The organism is Inhella crocodyli, from assembly GCF_004004565.1.
GTDB lineage: Bacteria > Pseudomonadota > Gammaproteobacteria > Burkholderiales > Burkholderiaceae_C > Inhella > Inhella crocodyli.
Genome location: NZ_SACM01000002.1, coordinates 267,418 through 283,903 on the forward strand (window position 1 = coordinate 267,418; position 16,486 = coordinate 283,903).

Here is a 16,486-nt window from a genome sequence, read left to right on the forward strand (position 1 = left end):
GCTGGAATGAGCCGCACCCGCGTGGGGCGTTGGTGGAGAGCCGCCACCGCGTGCGGCCTCCTGTTGCTGACATGCGCTCCGGTGGTGGCCCAGACCTACCTGAACGCCTCCACGCCGTACGCGTTCATCGACTCCAGCACGCACACCAAGATCGGGGCCAACACTGCGCCCTACAAGTTCGTGCAAGCCAGCGGCTGTGGCACGACGCCGCCGGTCATCGACGACACCCTGGCCGGTCCGATCCCCATCGGCTTCAATTTCGTTTACGGCACGACCACGTGGACGCAGCTCTACGTGATGACCAACGGGCGGGTGCAGTTCGGCAACACGACCTGCGGCTCAGGCACCCAGAGCGTCGGGCCGCCGCAAACCTACCCGTACCCGTATCCGAACACGTCGATGAACAACACCATGAAGGTGTTTGGCGTCGACCTGGACCCGACCAACTTGGTTGAGCGGCCGAACTACCCCAGTTCGACGAACCGCACGCCCTGCACGGACCTGAACAACTGCTACGTGAGCGTGGCCACGATCGGTACCGCACCGTCGCGCCAGTTCGTGGTGACCTGGAAAAACGTGCCGGAGTGGGTCACCAGCACGAACACCAGCGGCAATTTCGACCTGCAGGTGATCCTCAACGAGGACGGTACCTTCGTCTACCAGTATGGCGACATCATCCACGGCGGCACCGGCACGGCCCAAATTGGTTGGCAGCTGAGCAGCACCGATTTCCAAGTGATCAGCTTCGGCGCCTCTCAGGAGCCACCGCCGAACACCGCGATCAAGTTCTTCCGACCCCTGCCCATCGCGCAGTTCTACTTTGACGAGGCTGCATGGGCACGCGGCTTGGGCGGGCAGGTCAAGGACTCGGGCAGCACCCTGTTGCATGGCACGGCACTGGGGCGGGCCCAAACCACGGCGAATGGCAGGGTATGTCGGGCCGCCGACATCCCTGCCAACACCTCGGCCTCGGTGGTGGATGCGGTTCAGACTGGCTTGTCGCTCAACAACAGTTCCTTGAACTTGCAGGGCACCGGCACCATCGCTTTTTGGTACCGCAGCAACCTGGCTTGGAGCGGTGCGGGGGCCACCGACGTGCAGTTGATGGATGCTTCCGGGCCCAGTGGTGCATGGTTCTACTTGAGCAAACGTGCCAATGGCAGCTTGGTCTTCACTGTGCGCGACAGCACGGGCACCGCGCGCTCAGTCACCTCACCCGCTCAATCCATCGCGGCCAACACCTGGACGCATGTCGCCGTGACTTGGAACTTCAACGGGCTGTCCGGCAGCAACCAAGACCAGTTGCAGGTGTTCATCAACGCCGCAACGCCCACCACCGCCTCGTTCACGTCGTCGGGCACGTTGAATGCCGCGATCGGACTGCTCAGCTTTGGCGACAACCCCCTTGGCGTGGCCGACACCAATGGCAGCGTCAACTCGGCCAATGGGCTCATCGACGAAGCCTATGTGTACAACTACGTGCTCAGCACGGCGCAGATGAGCACGGTGTTGAACCTGACCCACGCCTGCCAGAGCTACGCCATCGATCACCTCGAGATCCTGTACAGCGGAGGCTCCGCGCTGACCTGCGAGCCGGTCACGGTGACTCTGCGGGCCTGCGCCAACGCCGCGTGCTCCAGCCTCTACACAGGCGGACTGACCGGGGCGTTTTCTTCGACGGGCAGCGTGACGCCGGTGTGGGACAGCGCCACGGGGTATGCCGACGGCAATGCCTTCGTGATTCCCAACGGGCTGAGTGCCGTGACCAAGACGCTCCAGCTTGTCACCGCCGGCAATGCGCGCCTGGGCGCTAGCGCGTCGTTCCCCGCGCCCACCGGCGCCACAACGTGCAATTTCGGCAGCCCGAGTTGCACGCTCACCTCGCAAGCGGCCGCCCTGACGCTGAGCGTGCCAGCGCACGTGGCCGAGACGGCGCAGACCTTGCGCATCAGCGCCGGTGCTGGCACCGCCTGCAGCGCCGGCTGGGGCGCGCGCACGCGAAACGTGCAACTGCGCTGTTCCTACCTCAACCCCGCCAGTGGCAGCTTGCCCGTTCGCTTGAACGGTCGAGCCCTCAACGCGGGCAACAACGCCGCACTGGCGTGCGATGGCACTGGACAAAGCCTGGCGCTGACTTTTGACGCCGCGGGTCAAGCCACGCTGCCGCTGCTGTACGCCGACGCCGGCCAGGTGCGCCTGGACGCGACCTACACCGGGAGCGACGCGACGGCCGACACCGGGCTGACCTTGGTCGGTGCCACTTCCTTTGTGGCCGCGCCCGCCGATTTCGCGTTCGACCAACTGTCTGCTGGCGCTCAGGTGGCTGGCGTGGCCTTCCAGGCGCGGGCCACCGCGCGCAATGCGGTTGGCGCGCGCACGGCGAACTTCGGCAATGAAAGCAGCACGGCGCCGCTGAGCTGGTCGGTGCTGCGTCGACAGCCGCTTGGGGCGGGAACCTCCGATGGCGTGCTGACCGGGGGCGCAGTGGCCAGCAACGGGCTGGCTCTGGCCACCAACCTCGTCTGGAGCGAAGTGGGGCAGATGGACCTGCAAGTCAGCACCAGCAACTACCTCGCCAGTGGGCTCAACGTGGTGGGCAGCACGGGCACGGCTGGCGCCCTGGGGCCCTTCCGCCCCCACCACCTTTGGGTTCAGGCGCAGGCCGGCTGTGGCACGACTTTCACGTACGGTGGTCAGCCTTTTGCCAGTGCCACGGTCACGGCACGCAATGCGCTGGCCATCACGACGCTGAATTACACCGGCGCCTTCGCCAAAGCCGTCAGCTTCTCCGACGCCAATGCGGCGGTCGGCTTGAGCTTCACGAATGGAAGTTGGCCGGCCAGCCAGTTCAGCAACGGCGTGGGCTCTGCCACCAACCTGACGCCCGCCTTGGCCAACAAAGAGTCGGGGCCCTTCGCGTCGGTGCGGCTGCGTGCCACGGACGCCGACGGGGTCAGCTCGGCCGCCGCGCCGAGCGAGCCGGTCTTGTCGGTCAAGAGTGGGCGTCTTGCGCTGCAATCGGCGGTTGGTTCCTCGTCGCGCACCTTGGACCTGCCCGTCCGCCTGGAAACCTGGTCCGGCAAGGCCTGGGTGCTGGAAACCGGCGACACCTGCACCAGCCTCAGCTCGGCCCAAGTGGCCTTGAGCGGCTACGCCAACTTGAACCCCAGCGCGGCCGCTTGGACTACCAGCGTCGTCAGCGCGTCGCTCACGCCCAGCAACGGCACGGGTCTCGTGCGACTGGCCGCCCCCACGCCAACCGGCAGCGCCGGCACGGTGGCGGTTGCCCTGAACCTGGGCAGTGCGAGCACCGACCAGGCTTGCCTGGCCACGCCGCGCCCGAGCAGCACGGGCGCCAACCGGGCTTGGCTGCGCAGCCGTTGGGGCGGCGCCGGGGCGGGCATCGCCTGCTCGGGCGCCTGGGTCAGCGACCCCAGCGCCAAGGCCAGCTTCGGCGCGGCCACGCTCGAAAGCCAAAAACGTGTCCATGAACGCCAGTTGTACTGAGCGCCAACGCGGCTTCACGGCGGTGGAACTGGTGGCCGTGTTGATTCTCATCGGCATCCTGGCCGCCGTGGCCTTGCCGCGCCTGGGCGTGGTGGACGCCTTCCGCAGCGAGGGCTGGCGCGAGCAAGTGGTCGCCGGCCTGCGCCTGGCCCAGGCCACGGCGGGTGGCCACCGCCGCCTCGTGTGCGCCCAGTTCAGCGGCAGCAGCCTGAGCCTCACGATGGCCACGGCCAACCCGGCGAGCGCCTGCACGGCGCCCCTGCCGGGGCCCGATGGCAGTGCCAGCTATGGCACCACGGCGCCGAGCCTGGGCACCAGCGTCGGCGTGACGCCTGCCTCTGTCCTGTACTTCCAGCCCAATGGGCAGGTCACCAGCGATGGGGCCGGCAGCACGGTCAGCAGCTTCACCATCACCGCCACCGACCTGGCGCCCATCACCGTGCATGGAGCCAGCGGCCATGTCGAGTGAAGCGCGGCGCCAAGGCGGCTTCACCTTGGTCGAGATGATCGTGGCCATTGTCATCATCGGCGTCGGACTGGCCGGCGTGCTGGTGGCCTTCAACACCACCACCCGGGGGTCGGGCGACGGCCTGGTGCGCCGTCAGCTCTTGGGCATCGCCGAGGGCTTGATGGAGGAGGTGCTCAGCCGGCCCTACGCGGCCGTGGCCGGCGGGGGCAGCGCCAACTGCGAGCGCAGCGCCTTCAACGACCTCGACGACTACAACGGCTATGCCACCACCGGCCGCATCTGCAGCATTGACGGGAGCGAGATCGGCAACCTCGCCGGCTACAGCGTCAGCATCAGCGTGCAAGCCGCCTCGCTGGCGGGCGTGGCGCAGGCCAAGCGCATCGTCATCACCGCCTCGGCGGGTGCCGAAACCCTCAGCCTCAGCGGCTGGCGCACCGGGTACGCCGCGCCATGAGTCCGCGCCTGCAGCGAGGCTTCAGCCTGGTCGAGTTGGTGCTGGTGATCGTGATCACCGGTGTGCTGGCGGGCGTGATCACGGTCTTCGTCCGCCCCGCGCTCGACAGCTACCTGGCCCAGCGCAGCCGGGCCGAGTTGCAGACCGCCGCGCAGGCCGCCTTGCAGGTCATGGCCCGCGACGTGCGCCTGGCCTTGCCCAACTCCGTGCGCACCCCGGGCGACCAATGTTTTGAACTGCTGCCCACGATCGGCGGGGGCCGCTACCGCATGGCGGGCGAGCCCACGCAGAGCCCGGACCTGTCGGCCGTGCTGGACACCAGCACCGTGACCACGGCCTTCGATGTGCTGGGCGACTTGAATGGCAGTGCCGCCGTGGGCGATTGGGTGGTGGTGGGCAACCAGAACAGCAACGAGGCGTACCAAGCGACGGTGAACCGCAGTGCCATCACGGCCATCGGCGCGAGCCCGGCGGCGGTCTACGGCACGCAGCGCATCAGCATCGGCGCCCGCCAGTTCCCCACGGGCTACAGCGGCGGGCGCTTCTTCGTCGTCCCCAACAGCCAGCAGGCGGTGTTCTACCGCTGCAGTGGCACCGGCGTGGTCGATGGCGAAGGCACCGGCACGCTCACGCGGCTCAGCGCGTACGGCTTCAACGCCGCCTACCCGTCGAGTTGCCCCACGGGCGCGGGGCAGACCGTGGCCACGCGGGTCGCGGCGTGCAGCTTCGTGTACGACCAGCGCTCCTTGAGTGAGTTTGGCGTCATGGCCCTGCGCTTGGAGTTGGTGCGCAACGGCGAGCGCGTGGTTTTGCAGCAAAGCGCCATGACGAGCAACGTGCCATGAACGCCGCCCGCATTCCTCGCGGTTTGGGCGCCATCGGCGCCGTGGTGGTGCTGGTGATGCTCGCGGTGCTGGCGGCCACCGTGGTGCGGCTCAGCAGCGGCAGTCAGGCGAGCCTGGCCCAAGACCTGCAGGCGGCCCGTGCGCAAGCGGCGGTCCGCGCTGGCATCGACTGGGGGCTGTTTCAGGTGCTCAAGGGCGGGTGGATCGGCTGCAGCGCGACGCAGACCCAGACCCTGGACCTCGTCGCCGACACGGGCATGCGGGTCACGGTGAGTTGCAGCGGGCGCAGCTACAACGAGGGCGAGAGCAGCCCGGGCGTGGCCCGCGTGGTGCGGGTTTACCGCGTGCAGGCCGTGGCCTGCAATGGCAGCGCGGCCTGCCCCGACAACACGGCCGCGGCCGGCGCGCAGTACGTCGAGCGGGCGCGCGAGGTGTCGGTCACCGATTGACGCGCTGGGGGTCGGGCGAGCGCCCATGAAAAAGCCCCGCCAGGGCGGGGCTCGGTGAGGGAGGCAGCGACCGACCGGCCGCGCCGGCTCACTTCTTCTTCTTGGCGTCCTTGCCCTTGGCCGGGGCCGGGGCGGCGGCGACGACGATCTCTTCGACCTTCGGCTCCACCGGCGTAGCGATCACGGGGTTCGGCTTGCCATGGGTCACGACCTTCACGCCAGCGGGCAGCTTGATGTCGTTGACGTGGACGCTGTGGCCCTTGGTCAGGCCGCTCAGGTCCACTTCGATGAACTCGGGCAGGGCCACGGCCAAGCAGGTGATTTCCAGCTCGGTGACGATGTGGCTGACGGTGCACTTGTCGGTCTTGACGGCCGGCGATTCGGCTTCGCCCACGAAGTGCAGGGGCACCTTCTTGGTGATCTTGGTCGTGTTGTCGACGCGCTGGAAGTCCACGTGCAGGACTTGCGGCTTCCAGGGGTGGTACTGCACGTCGCGCAGCAGCACTTGGGCGGTCTTGCCGGCCAGTTCCATTTCGAGGATGGAGCTGTGGAAGGCTTCCTTCTTCAGCGCGAAGAACAGAGCGTTGTGATCGATTTCGATCATGGTGGGCTCGCCCGCACCGAACACGATGCCGGGGACCTTGCCCGAAATGCGCAGGCGGCGGCTCGCACCAGTGCCTTGCAATTTGCGCTCAAAAGCGACGAATTTCATGTTTTCACTCCAAGTGAGTCGGCGGATCGCGACCAAACCGCCGGTGAGAAAAAGGGCTGGCTCTGGTGCCAGCCCCGGTACAACGCCTTGCGGCGTCGATGCTTAGAAATTGTTGTTTTGTTCCGAGAACAAGCTGGTGACCGACTCGCCGTCGCTGATGCGGCGGATGGTCTCGGCGAACAGGAAGGCCACCGACAACTGGCGGATCTTCGGGTTGGCCTTGGCGGCTTCGTTCAAGGGGATGGTGTTGGTGATCACCACCTCGTCGAGTTGGGAGTTGGCGATGCGCTCGATCGCCGGGCCCGACAGGATGGGGTGCGTGCAGTAGGCGAACACGCGCTTGGCGCCACGGTCTTTGAGCACCTCGGCCGCCTTCACCAGCGTGCCAGCGGTGTCGATCATGTCGTCCATGATCACGCAGTTGCGGCCTTCGATTTCGCCGATGACGTGCATCACTTCGGAGACGTTCGCGGCAGGACGGCGCTTGTCGATGATGGCCAGGTCGCAGCCGAGTTGCTTGGCCAGGGCGCGGGCGCGGACCACGCCGCCGACGTCGGGGCTCACCACCACCAGGTCGGGGTAGCTCTTGCTCTTGAGGTCGGACAGCAGCACCGGGCTGGCGTAGATGTTGTCGACGGGGATGTCGAAGAAGCCCTGGATTTGGTCGGCGTGCAAATCCATGGTCAGCACGCGGCCCACGCCAACGGTTTCGAACAGGTCGGCGACGACCTTGGCGCTGATGGCCACCCGGGTCGAGCGCGGGCGGCGGTCTTGGCGGGCGTAACCGAAGTAGGGCACCACCGCGGTGACGCGCCGGGCGCTAGCGCGCTTGAGGGCGTCCACCATGATGAGCAGTTCCATCAGGTTTTCGTTCGTCGGCGCGCAGGTCGGCTGGATGACGAACACGTCGCGGGCGCGGACGTTTTGCTGGATCTCGACGGCGACCTCGCCGTCCGAGAAGCGACCCACGCTGGCACGGCCCAATTCGGCCCCGAGGTGGGTGGCGATTTCCTGCGACAGCGCCGGGTTGGCGTTGCCGGTGAACAGCACGGTGTTGTTGAGCACGGGGCGTTCCTTCGTCGGCTTAAACGTCAACTGCTGAGCAGCGTGGGCGCTGCAGGGCCCGGTCAAGGGCGGTAGGTTTGGCAGGGGAGGAAGGACTCGAACCCTCGCATGTCGGAATCAAAATCCGATGCCTTAACCAACTTGGCGACTCCCCTACACAGGACGCTGGCCGCGAGGCCAACGCCCTTCAATTCTGTCTCAGCCGGGTATCCAATCTGCCAGGGGCAGGGACTCCAAACTGCGGCAAATTCGACCCTTCCAGCCGCTGGGCAAAGCACCTGGGCTTTGCACCAACGATGTCGCCGCTGAAAGCGCGTCATCCGCCACCTCCGCAAACACCGCGCTGCCCGAGCCGGTCATGCGGCTGTTGCCACACGATCGCTGCAAAAGCCGCAAGGCCTCTTCGATTTGCGGGCTCTGCGCCTGGGCGCTGGCTTGCAAGTCGTTTCGGCCCTCGATCCAACCCAAGGGGTTGAAACAAGTGTTTGCGAAAGAGCCCGCGACTATAGCCTGCGATTCGGAGAACTGCAAGAGGGGGCTGCGAAAGATGGCCGCCGTGGGCAGGCTGTCGGTGGGCTTGAGCACGGCCAGGCGCAGGCTCGGTTGCGACACGGGGTGCAGGCGCTCGCCGATGCCCGACACCCAGGCAGGGCCCGTGCCGAGGAAGAAAGGCACGTCGGCGCCCAGGCGCAGTCCCAAGGCCATGAGCTGGGGGCGGTCGAGTCCCAGGTCCCACAGTCGGTTCAGGCCGATCAGCACGGTGGCGGCGTCGGACGAACCACCGCCCATGCCGGCCCCCGACGGCACTTGCTTGTCGATGTGAATGTCAGCCCCCCAGCGACAGCCGGTGGCCGCTTGCAGGGCGCGCGCCGCCCGCAGGCACAGGTCGTCGTCCGGCAGGGGCTCGCCCAGGTCGTGGCGGTGCAAGGCGCCGTCGTCGCGCCGGCTCAGGTGCAAGGTGTCGGCCCAGTCGATGGGCACGAACAGGCTCTCGAGCAGGTGGTAGCCGTCGGCCCGACGTCCCACCACGTGCAGGTAGAGGTTGAGCTTTGCCGGAGCGGGCAGGTCGTAGAGGGCGCGCATGGGGTCCGGGTTCAGGGCGACGTCAGCAGCAGGGTCAGGGTCAGCCGCTGCTGGCGCAGTTGCAAGCGCGCTCCGGCCAGGTTCACCCGCCACCCCAGTTGCTCGAAGCCCTCGGCTTCCAGGGGGGTGTGCGCAGCCTGCGCCCAAGGCTGGCCACGCAGCCAATCGAACAGGGCTGCCAAGGGCAAGGGCGCGCCGCCCAGGCGTTCGCCCAGGGCGGCGCCCAGGTCGGCCAGGCTGGGGTACGCCCAGTGCTGCTGGCCGTCGAAGAGGCGCAAGCCGTCGGGCCCCCAGCGGGCCGAGGCCAAGGTCGTGCCCAGGGGGCTGGTGAGGTCGAGTTGTCCCGCGCTGGCGTTGCCCTGCAACTCAAAGCTGGCCGATCCGGCCTGGGCGCGTTCGCCCTCGGCGGCTTCCAGCCGGTAGCCCAGCTTCCCCGTCCAGGTGTCGGCGGCGGCCGGGCGGCTCGGCGGCAAGGGCGCGCAGCCGCCCAGAGCGGCCAGCCCGACCAGGGCCAGTCGGCGCTTCAACGCAGTCCCAGGCGCTGGCGCAGCGCCCGCAGGGGGGCGTTGCTGCGGTCGCGTGCCCAAGCCTCGTCGAGCACGCGGCGGGCTTCGTCGCGTTCGCCGCGCACCCAGAGCACCTCGCCCAGGTGGGCGGCGATTTCGGCATCGGGCCGGCCGCGCCAGGCCTGGCGCAACCACTGCTCGGCCTCGTCCAACTTGCCCTCGCGGAAGGCCAACCAGCCCAGGCTGTCGACCAGGAAGGGCTCGTGGCCGCCCAGCTCGATGGCGCGCTCGATCAGCTCGCGGGCCTCGGGCAGGCGCAAGTTGCGGTCGGCCAGGGAGTAGCCCAAGGCGTTGTGCGCGTGCGCGTGCCGCGGGTCGCGGGCCATGACGCGACGCAGCTGCTGCTCCATCAGGTCCCACTGGCCCAGGCGCTCGGCGCTCATCGCGTGCTCGTACAGCAAGGCCAGGCTCGGCTCGTCGCCTTCCTCTTTGAGGGCTGCACTGAGCACCGCGTGGGCCGCGGGCCAGTCGTTGATTTCGCGCAGCAGCTGCGTTTCGGCCAGCAAGCGGCGCTGCGCGGCCTCCGGGGTGTCGCCCGGCAGGGCCCGCAAGCGGGCGCGCGCTGCGGCCACGCGGCCCTGGCGGGCGTCCAGCACCGCCAGCCGGTAGCTGCGCTCGAACTGGCGGCTTTCGTCGTCGACCGCCTCGGCGCTGGCGCGCGCGGCGGCGTAATCGCCCAGCTGCTCTTGGGCTTGCGCCTGCAGCAGACGCGCCGCGTTGCGGCCGGCTTGGTCATCGGGGGCGAGCCGCGCCAGGTAAGCGGCCGCGGCCTCCAAGGCGGCCTGGGGCTGGCGCAACTCCAGCTGCAGGCTTGCCACGGCGTAGCGGTGGGCCGCCTCGTCCGGCTGCAAGACGGCCAAGCGCTCGAACTGGGCCAGGGATTCGGCGGCGCGGTGGTCGCGCGCCAGGGCGCGGGCGTAGGCGGCCAGCAGCGCCGGGTCGCGCGTCAGCGCGTCGGTGACCAGGCCTTCGACCGACGGCTGGTGGCGCATCAGTTCCAGGGCCTGCCAGCGCGGCAGGTCGTGCTCGGGGGCCTCGCTCAAGGCTTGGCGCAACTGGTTGGCGGCCAGCTGCGTGTTGCCGGCCATTTGCGCCAATTGGGCCAGGGTGCTGGCGGCCAAGCTGCGGCGCAAGGGCGGGGCCTTGGCATCGTCGCGCACCGCCGTCAGGCCCGGGCCCAGCAAGTTCAAGCCCTCCGAAGCCTGCGCTCGCAGGAGCCGCGGCAGCATGTCCAGGGCGGCGTCTTGTTGCGAGGTTGACGCGGCTTCGAGCCAGGCCAGCAGGGGCTCGACCATCTCGGGCCATTGCGTCAAGGCGGCGTGCAACTGCACCTGCGTTTGGCGCGCCTCCTGCGAGGTGGGCAGGGCCAAGCGCCAGGCCTTCACGGCGGCCACGGCCTCGCTGCCAGCGCGGGCTTGCAAGGCGATGGACACGCAGCGGCGGAACAGCGACTCGTCGCCGGTGCGGCGGGCCCCGTCCAGCAGCAGTTGGTAGGCGGTGCCGAGTTCGCCGCGCTGCAACTCCAGCTCGCCGATCAAGAGCTGGTACAGGAGCGGCGCGTCGAGCCCGCCCTCGGCCGCGGACCGGGGGGCCGTGGGCTGCGCCAGGGCGGGCGTGCCGGACCACAGGCCGCAGGCCAGGCTCAAGGTGGCGAGGAGGGGGCGAAGGGGACGTGGCATACGGTCTTTCATGGGCGCGAGGCATTGTGCCGCTGCCCTCCTTCCTATGATCGCGCCGCCATGCCCGAGCTTCCCGAAGTCGAAATCACCCGCCGCAGCTTTGCCGAGGCCCTGGACGGCGCGACCGTGACGGGGGTGCAGCTTGGCAAGCCGCTGCGCTGGCCGCTCGGGGTGCCGATCGCCAGCTTGGTTGGGGCCACGCTGGGGCTGGCCACGCGGCGGGCCAAGTACCTGTGGTTGCCGATGTCGGGGCCCGACGGCGGCCTGCTGCTACACCTGGGCATGTCGGGCTCGCTGGCCTTGGGCGAGGAGCGCATGCTGGGCCCGCACCAGCACTTCGCCCTGCACACCAGCCGCGGCAGCCTGGTGCTGACGGACCCGCGACGCTTCGGTGCGGTGGTTTGGTCGGCCGGGCTGGCGGTGGACCCCGCCCGCAAGCTGTTGGCCGGTCTCGGGGCGGAGCCCTTCGACCCCGCGCTGACCGGCGCGACCCTGCGCGCGGCATGGCGCAAGCGGCGCACGCCCATCAAGCAGTTGCTGCTGGCCGGCGAGGGCGTGGTGGGGGCCGGCAACATCTACGCCTGCGAGGCCTTGTGGCGCGCGGGCATTCGGCCCAGCACCCCGGGCGCCCGCCTGAGCGAGGCACGCTGCGAGCGCCTGCGCCTGGCCGTGCGCGAGGTGCTGGGGCAGGCGCTGGCCCTGGGTGGCAGCACCCTGCGCGACTTTTCCGACGCGCACGGCGTGGCCGGGGCGTACCAAACCCAGGCGGCGGTGTACGACCGCGAGGGGCAGCCCTGCCCCCGGTGTGCGGCGCCCATCCAGCGGGTGGTGCAGGCCGCGCGCAGCACCTACTTCTGCGCGCGCTGCCAACGCCCATGAACGAGGACTTCGCCCCCCTGCTGGTGGCGTGGCAGCGCCAGCACGGACGCCACGGGCTGCCCTGGCATGGCACGCGCGACCCCTACCGCGTGTGGCTCAGCGAAATCATGCTGCAGCAAACCCAGGTGGCCACGGTGCGGGCCTACTACCTGCGCTTTCTGGCGCGCTTCCCAACGGTGGGCGAACTCGCCGCCGCGCCGCTGGACGAGGTGCTGGCCCTGTGGGCCGGGCTGGGCTACTACAGCCGGGCGCGCAACCTGCACGCCTGCGCGCAAGCCGTGGCCGCCCTGGGCGGATTCCCGCGCACGGCGGCGGCCTTGGCCGAGTTGCCGGGCATCGGTCCCAGCACGGCGCGGGCCATCGCGGCCTTTTGCTTCGACGAGCGCCTGTCCATCTTCGACGGCAACGTGCAGCGCGTGCTCGCGCGGCTGCTGGCCTTTGACGAGGACTTGAGCGGCACGAGGGCCGTCAGGGCCCTGTGGGCGCAGGCCGACGCCCTGGTGCCGGCGCGCGCCGCCGACATGCCGGCCTACACGCAGGGCTTGATGGACCTGGGCGCGGGCCTGTGCACGCCGCGCTCGCCCGATTGCGCGGCGTGCCCGGTGGCGTCCTTGTGCCAGGCGCGCGCGCAGGGTCGGGTGGGCGAGTTGCCGCGCAAGACCAAGAAGCTCAAGCGCGGTCGCCGCGAGAGTTGGTGGCTGTGGTTGCGGCGCGAGCCCGACGGCGCCTTGTGGCTGCAGCAGCGTGCCGCCACCGGCATCTGGGCCGGCCTGTGGACCCTGCCGCTGTTCGACACGGAGGCCGACCTGCAGGCCGTGGTGCCGGGTGCGGTGCTGGAGCCCTTGCCGCAGATCCAGCACGCACTGACCCACTTGGACTGGTGCCTGCACCCGCGCCGCGCGGCCTGGCAGGGCCAAGCCGCGCCGCTGCCCGAAGGCCGTTGGGTCGCCCCGGCCGATTGGCCGGCCTACGGCATGCCGGCGCCCTTGCAAAAGCTCCTGGCCTAGCGCGCGCCCAGCTGGGAGGCCAAGAACTCTGCCACCCGCGTCCAGTAGTCCAGGCGGTTGGCCTCGCCTGCAATGCCATGGCCTTCGTCGGCGTAGACCTTGCGCTGCACCTGCGCGTTGTGCTTGGCGAGGGCGGCGTGCATGCGGTCGCCGTGCTCGATGGGCACGCGGCGGTCTTGGCGACCATGCAGCATCAGCAGGGGCTGCTTGATCTGCTCGGCGCGGTTGACGGGCGAGTCGGCGGCCAGCATGGCGGCGTCTTTGACACGGTCGCCCATGCGCTCGGGCAGGTAGTGCTGGCGGATGCCGGCGGTCGCATCGCTCCAGGCGCTGGTGTAGAGCAGGTTGAGGTCGGTCACGCCGAAGGATTCGACCCCGCAGCGGAACAGATCGGGGTAGCGCGCCAGGCCCATCAGCGTGGCGTAGCCGCCGTAGCTGCCGCCCATGATGCAAATGCGCTTGGGATCGGTGTGCCCCTGGGCGATGGCCCAGCGGGTGACGTCGGCGAGGTCGTCGATCATGCCCTGGCCCCATTGCTTGAAGCCGGCCTTGGCCAGCCGCGCACCGTAGCCCAGGCTGCCGCGGAACTCGGGCTGCAGGACCGCGTAGCCCTGGGCAGCCAGGTACTGCGCTTCGGCGTCCCAGGCCCACTCGGCGCCGCGCACGAAGGGGCCGCCGTGCACCAGCACCACGGTGGGGGCAGGGCCTTTGGCCTGGCGGGGCAGGGTCAGGTAGAGGGGGATGGGCAAGCCGTCGCGCGCGGGCACGCGCTCGACGCCCATGGCGGCCATGTCCTGGGGCTTGATCCAGGGCCGGGTGGCCGACACAGGCTCGATCTTTTGCGAGGCCACGTCGTACAGGTAATACACGCCGGGCTGGCGGTCGGAGAAGGCCCACACGAGCACGCGCTTGGGGTCGACGCAGGCGCCACAGTCCAGCACGTTGACGGTGCTGCTCAGCAGTTGGTCCACCTTCTGTTGCGCGGCCTTCATCGTGGGGTCGAACCAGTGGCTGCCCCAGGTTTCGGTCAGGTGGTGCAGGCCCACGACCCGGTCGCCGCTGCGCACGAGGCGGCCTTGGAAGTCGTACCCCGGGGCCGAGAGGATGACCTGCGACTTGGCATTGGCCTCGCCCGCCCGCTGGGTGGCCAACACGGTGTGCTCGGCTGGGCCCGCGGCGGCTTGGCGGATGAAGAGCTGCTCGCCCTCGCCCACGGCCAGCACTTCGTAGCCTTCCAAGTCCAGGCCGTACGCGGGCGAGTCGTGCAACACGCGCCATTCGGCCTCGGCGTTGGGTCGGTAGTAGGTCAGGCTGCGATCGCCTTGCGTGCCCACGGCCACGCGCGGCGTGCCCGTGGCGTCGCTCAGCCATTCGGTCACCCGCTCCGGCGCGCCCTTGCTGACCACTTCGCTGCGACCGCTCACGGTGTCCATGCGCATCAGCACGGTGCTGGTCAGCTCTTCGCCCGTGAAGTTGCCGCGCACCACCAGCACCTTGCCCGAGCCGTCGCGCACCACGCTGTGGAAGCGGTGGGTCGGGTCCAGTGCCGTGTCGCGCACCTTGGCGTGCACCGCCTGGCCGGTGACGTTGGCCTCGCCAAACTCGTCCCAGCGCCGCTTGATCAGCACCTTGGCGCTGGCGTTGGGCTCGATGCCGATGGCGTACAGGCCAGCCCCTTCGGTGTGGAACTCGGAGGCCTTTCGGTCGCCCAAGGTGTAGACCAGGCGCTCGCCGCCGACCCAATGGAAGCTGCGCACATCGGCGTCGCGGTGGGCGGCGATCACGCGCGCTTGGCGCTCGCCTTCCAGGTTGACCAGCACCAGCGCATGGCGTTGGATCGACTCGACGTAGCGGGTGGCCGCCATGTGTCGCCCCGTGGGCGACAGCTTGGCCGCCTCCAGCGTGGGTGCGCGGAAGAACTCGGCCGCTGCCGGCGTTTGGGCCGAGGCGAGCGGGAGGCCGCCCGCGCCCAAAAGCAGGCCGGTCAAGCAGGTGGCGATGCGCCAGGCCCAGGTTGGCATCGGGCGTCCTTTCACAATGGGTGGATGTCAGAAGGCCGCGAATCTTCGGTGCGTTGCTTCGCCGTGGGCGAGGCTGCGGCGTGTTTGCAACTTCCGCCCTCGATCCAGGGGGAAGGGCAAGCCCGGCTGCTGGCCTTGGCGCAGCGCTTGCGCGCCGAAGGCGGCTTCGTGGACGTGGTGCCCGGCTGGGGCAACCTCACGGTGCTGGGCGACCCCGCTCGGCACAGCGCAGACCGCCTGCAGGCCGCGGTGCTGGCGGGCTGGCGGGCGCAGGCTGCCCAGGCGCTGGCGCCACCGCGCGAGCGCGTGCTGCGCGTTCGCTACGGGGGCGACCACGGCCCCGACCTGACCGCGGTGGCCGCGGCGGCGGGCCTGAGCGAGGCCCAGGTGGTGCGGGCGCACAGCGAGGCGGTCTACACCGTGGCCTTTTTGGGCTTCCAGCCTGGCTTCGCCTACCTGATGGGCCTGCCGCCGACCCTGCACATGCCCCGGCGCGCCGAGCCGCGGCTGCGCGTGCCGCCGGGCAGCGTGGCCATCGGCGGGGCGCAGACGGGCGTGTACCCCGCGGCCAGTCCCGGGGGGTGGCAACTCATCGGGCGCACCGACCAGGTGCTGTTCGACGCCTCGGCCGCTGGGCCCGAGCAGGCCTGCTGGCTGCAGCCCGGCGATCGGGTGCGCTTCGTGGTGGAGGCGGGGGGTGATTGAGGTGCTGCAGGCGGGGGTGCAAACCACGGTGCAGGACCGGGGCCGGCCCGGCCTGCGGCACTGGGGAGTGGCCCAGGGCGGGGCGGCCGACGCCGAGGCCCTGGCCCTGGCCAACGCCTTGGTGGGCAACCCGCCCGACGCGGCGGGGTTGGAGGTCTGGCAAGGCCCGGTGCGCCTGCGCTTGCACGGACAAGGCACGCTCGCCGTGGCCGGGGCCGATTTCGCGGCCACGCTGGCCGGCCGCGCGCTACGGCCCGGCTGGCGGGCGCCGTGGCGGCCGGGCGACGAGCTGGTGCTGGCCGCGCGGCCTCGGCATGGCGCTTGCGCCGTCCTGGCCGTGGCAGGGGGCGTCGACGTGCCGCTGTGCTTGGGGGCGCGGGGCACGGACCTGGCCGGCGGCTGGGGCGGCTGGCAGGGGCGGGCGCTGCGCGCCGGCGACCGCCTCCCGCTGGCGCCGGGCCGGGTGCTCGCCGGTCACCGGGGGGTGGCGCCACTGCCATGGCGCACCTCGCTGCGCGCACTGCCCGGCCCGGAGCACGACAGCCACTTCGACGCCCGCACGCAGGCCGCGTTCTGGGCCGGCGTCTGGCGCGTCAGCCCCCAAAGCAACCGCATGGGCGCCCGATTGAGCGGTCCGGTGCTGCAGGGCCTGGCGCGCGACGAGATGCCCTCGCAGGCGGTGATGCCCGGCGTCGTGCAAGTGCCCGGCGGCGGCCAACCCATCGCGCTGCGGGTGGACGCGCAGAGCACCGGCGGCTACCCGCGCATCGCCGTGGTGATCGCGGCCGATGCCGCCGCCCTCGCGCAATGGCCTGCCGGCGCCGAGTTGCGTTTCGAGCGGGTGGACGCGTCGACCGCGCAGCGCGCGGCGGCGCAGCGCGAGGCCGAGCACCACGCCTTGCTGCAAGCCTGCCAGCGTTGGCTGCGCTGAGGGACTGACGCGGTCGGTTCCGGCCGCGGTGCAGGCCACGCCGCGGCGGCGACGGCCTGTCGCATCCCGCGTGCGCGCGGCCCCGGTCCTGGGCACATTGGCGCCATCGACGAC

15 protein-coding genes and 1 tRNA gene are annotated in these 16,486 nt (G+C 70.2%); 9 read left to right on the forward strand and 7 right to left on the reverse strand.

The genetic code is table 11. The annotated features are described in order from the left end of the window. The first annotated feature begins 6 nt into the window (after positions 1–6). The 5 genes from EOD73_RS09285 to EOD73_RS09305 are packed head-to-tail and all read left to right on the forward strand — an operon-like array spanning position 7 to position 5,724. A complete protein-coding gene (locus EOD73_RS09285; RefSeq protein WP_127682712.1) occupies positions 7–3,507 on the forward strand; it encodes a LamG domain-containing protein in 3,501 nt (1,166 codons plus the stop codon). Further along, entirely contained in the window at positions 3,488–3,976 is a 489-nt protein-coding gene (locus tag EOD73_RS09290; protein ID WP_127682713.1) for a pilus assembly FimT family protein, read from the forward strand. Before EOD73_RS09285 ends, EOD73_RS09290 begins: the two co-directional genes overlap by 20 nt. After that, the gene (locus EOD73_RS09295; protein ID WP_127682714.1) at positions 3,966–4,430 is read left to right on the forward strand and encodes a type IV pilus modification PilV family protein; all 465 of its coding nucleotides are present in this window, start codon (positions 3,966–3,968) and stop codon (positions 4,428–4,430) included. The genes EOD73_RS09290 and EOD73_RS09295 overlap by 11 nt, the downstream gene beginning before the upstream one ends. Further along, complete coding sequence (locus EOD73_RS09300; protein WP_127682715.1) at positions 4,427–5,275, forward strand: prepilin-type N-terminal cleavage/methylation domain-containing protein; 849 nt, start codon at positions 4,427–4,429, stop codon at positions 5,273–5,275. The genes EOD73_RS09295 and EOD73_RS09300 overlap by 4 nt, the downstream gene beginning before the upstream one ends. Continuing rightward, the gene (locus EOD73_RS09305; RefSeq protein WP_127682716.1) at positions 5,272–5,724 is read left to right on the forward strand and encodes an MSHA biogenesis protein MshP; all 453 of its coding nucleotides are present in this window, start codon (positions 5,272–5,274) and stop codon (positions 5,722–5,724) included. The genes EOD73_RS09300 and EOD73_RS09305 overlap by 4 nt, the downstream gene beginning before the upstream one ends. Before the next feature lie 88 nt (positions 5,725–5,812). Here the strand turns inward: EOD73_RS09305 and EOD73_RS09310 are convergent, their stop codons facing one another. From EOD73_RS09310 to EOD73_RS17945, 6 genes are all read right to left on the reverse strand, one after another. Further along, positions 5,813–6,436 carry a 50S ribosomal protein L25/general stress protein Ctc gene (locus EOD73_RS09310; protein ID WP_127682717.1) on the reverse strand — a complete coding sequence of 208 codons (624 nt, stop codon included), beginning with the start codon at positions 6,434–6,436 and terminating at the stop codon, positions 5,813–5,815. A 102-nt stretch (positions 6,437–6,538) separates the two neighbouring features. Further along, the gene (locus EOD73_RS09315; RefSeq protein WP_127682718.1) at positions 6,539–7,501 is read right to left on the reverse strand and encodes a ribose-phosphate pyrophosphokinase; all 963 of its coding nucleotides are present in this window, start codon (positions 7,499–7,501) and stop codon (positions 6,539–6,541) included. Positions 7,502–7,579: 78 nt separating this feature from the next. Next, positions 7,580–7,656: transfer RNA gene (locus tag EOD73_RS09320), tRNA-Gln, on the reverse strand. Positions 7,657–7,699: 43 nt separating this feature from the next. Continuing rightward, positions 7,700–8,584 (reverse strand): 4-(cytidine 5'-diphospho)-2-C-methyl-D-erythritol kinase, encoded by an 885-nt coding sequence (gene ispE, locus EOD73_RS09325; protein WP_127682719.1) that lies wholly within the window; start codon positions 8,582–8,584, stop codon positions 7,700–7,702. 11 nt (positions 8,585–8,595) lie between these two features. After that, a complete protein-coding gene (locus EOD73_RS09330; RefSeq protein ID WP_164846012.1) occupies positions 8,596–9,111 on the reverse strand; it encodes a lipoprotein insertase outer membrane protein LolB in 516 nt (171 codons plus the stop codon). Continuing rightward, entirely contained in the window at positions 9,108–10,829 is a 1,722-nt protein-coding gene (locus EOD73_RS17945; protein ID WP_127682721.1) for a tetratricopeptide repeat protein, read from the reverse strand. The genes EOD73_RS09330 and EOD73_RS17945 overlap by 4 nt, the downstream gene beginning before the upstream one ends. A 60-nt stretch (positions 10,830–10,889) precedes the next feature. On the opposite strand from EOD73_RS17945, the gene mutM reads away from it, so the two are divergent. Together mutM and mutY are read left to right on the forward strand one after the other, a co-directional pair. Then, positions 10,890–11,708, forward strand: coding sequence for a bifunctional DNA-formamidopyrimidine glycosylase/DNA-(apurinic or apyrimidinic site) lyase (gene mutM, locus EOD73_RS09340; RefSeq protein WP_127682722.1), 819 nt, complete (start codon positions 10,890–10,892; stop codon positions 11,706–11,708). Next, positions 11,705–12,715, forward strand: coding sequence for an A/G-specific adenine glycosylase (gene mutY, locus EOD73_RS09345; protein WP_127682723.1), 1,011 nt, complete (start codon positions 11,705–11,707; stop codon positions 12,713–12,715). Before mutM ends, mutY begins: the two co-directional genes overlap by 4 nt. Here mutY and EOD73_RS09350 read toward each other — a convergent pair. Further along, positions 12,712–14,736: an alpha/beta hydrolase family protein gene (locus EOD73_RS09350; RefSeq protein WP_127682724.1), complete on the reverse strand. Its 2,025-nt coding sequence runs from the start codon at positions 14,734–14,736 to the stop codon at positions 12,712–12,714. The genes mutY and EOD73_RS09350 overlap by 4 nt on opposite strands. A 24-nt stretch (positions 14,737–14,760) precedes the next feature. Here EOD73_RS09350 and pxpB point away from each other — a divergent pair, with 24 nt between their 5' ends. Beyond that, positions 14,761–15,441, forward strand: coding sequence for a 5-oxoprolinase subunit PxpB (gene pxpB, locus EOD73_RS09355; protein ID WP_127682725.1), 681 nt, complete (start codon positions 14,761–14,763; stop codon positions 15,439–15,441). Continuing rightward, a complete protein-coding gene (locus EOD73_RS09360; RefSeq protein ID WP_164846013.1) occupies positions 15,434–16,372 on the forward strand; it encodes a 5-oxoprolinase subunit C family protein in 939 nt (312 codons plus the stop codon). The genes pxpB and EOD73_RS09360 overlap by 8 nt, the downstream gene beginning before the upstream one ends. Positions 16,373–16,486 lie beyond the last annotated feature (114 nt).